Annotated in this window: 1 pseudogene; it reads left to right on the top strand. The window is 41.1% G+C overall.

Annotated features, from left to right (window positions below):
* A pseudogene (locus K8089_RS16285) lies at positions 1-596 on the top strand (hypothetical protein); the annotation flags it as partial.

Here is a 596-nt window from a genome sequence, read left to right as displayed (position 1 = left end):
GAATACACAGATGAAGACGGCGTTGTAACAGGCATAGACCTCGGAGCGGTAATCGACGCTTTCGAAACGTTAACTACAATCGTAGACAACAACGACGGAACATTTACTTACACAGATGAGGATGGCGGAACCACAACAATCGATATCTCAAACCTTGAAACGCTTACTACCCTAGCCTTAAACGTTGACGGAAAAACATTGGAGTACACCGATGAAGACGGAATTGTAACAAGTATCGACTTAGAAACTGTAATCGACAACTTCGAAACACTTACAACCATCGTTGATAACGGTAACGGAACTTTCACCTATACCGATGAAGACAATGTTACTACAACAATTGATATTTCAAATCTGGAAACGCTTACAACACTTGCGTTAAATGCCGATGGGAAAACCTTAGAATACACAGACGAAGACGGTGTTTTAACAAGCATCGACTTGGAAACTGTAATCGACAACTTCGAAACACTTACAACTATCGTTGATAACGGTAACGGCACTTTCACCTATACCGATGAAGACAACGTTACTACAACCATCGACATTTCAAACCTTGAAACACTTACTACCCTAGCCTTAAACGTTGACGGAAA

Origin of the sequence: Aequorivita vitellina, from assembly GCF_022008365.1 — a bacterium.
Classification (GTDB): domain Bacteria; phylum Bacteroidota; class Bacteroidia; order Flavobacteriales; family Flavobacteriaceae; genus Aequorivita; species Aequorivita vitellina.
Note: the sequence above shows the minus strand (reverse complement) of the source record. Positions and strands in the feature narration are given on the sequence as shown.